The following is a 614-nucleotide window of genomic DNA, read 5'->3' on the forward strand; positions in this document are numbered from 1 at the left end:
GGCTAAATTCTTCCGCCGAGATGATCAGCAGTAAGCAAAACAGCAGTCGAATCCCGAACGCATCCATTTTGGTTGCGTGGGTAAAGCGAGGGAAGGTAAACACAGCGAGAAAACCAATCAACATGCTAAACGTAAAATGCAGCGTGCTTGAGCCTCCAACATAGTTTTCCATATTCAGATAAACGGCATGATTTAGCTCTGAACTCTTCCACAAAGAAAGGCCGATTGTCAGTAGAGATATAGAAATAAAACCTAAACGTGCGATCGTCGAAGTCATCGTTACCCCACCGGAAAGAAGCCTAAATAGCGTTTTACAAAATAGAGCGCGGCAAGGTTTTGGATCGCCATGCCGATCGCCATTGCCCATGCCGCCCCCAGAACGCCGTAGCTTTGGCTAAGAAAAACCAAAAGAGCGATGGAAATAGTGCCTGAACAAATCGTGATGTATTTCATCGTTCTCTCATGGCCGCTCATTAGCAATAAAAATCCTACTGAGCCAGTAGCGAGATTGACCAGCTGCCCAAAAGAAAGAACAACTAACAGCGGAGCTGAAGCAAGAAATGCTTGACCAAAAAATTGCATGACGAATTCAGGAAATAGGGTGCAAACTAAGA

At 45.1% G+C, this 614-nt stretch carries 2 protein-coding genes; both read right to left on the bottom strand.

Annotation, left to right across the window (positions count from 1 at the left end):
* A partial coding sequence (locus tag R7O13_RS28560; RefSeq protein ID WP_318305421.1) for a VanZ family protein occupies positions 1-277 on the bottom strand: 277 nt, incomplete at its 3' end.
* A gap of 2 nt (positions 278-279) precedes the next feature.
* On the bottom strand, positions 280-614 hold a 335-nt coding region (locus R7O13_RS28565), incomplete at its 5' end, for a polysaccharide biosynthesis C-terminal domain-containing protein (protein WP_318305422.1).

The organism is Vibrio sp. Y176 (genome assembly GCF_033438945.1).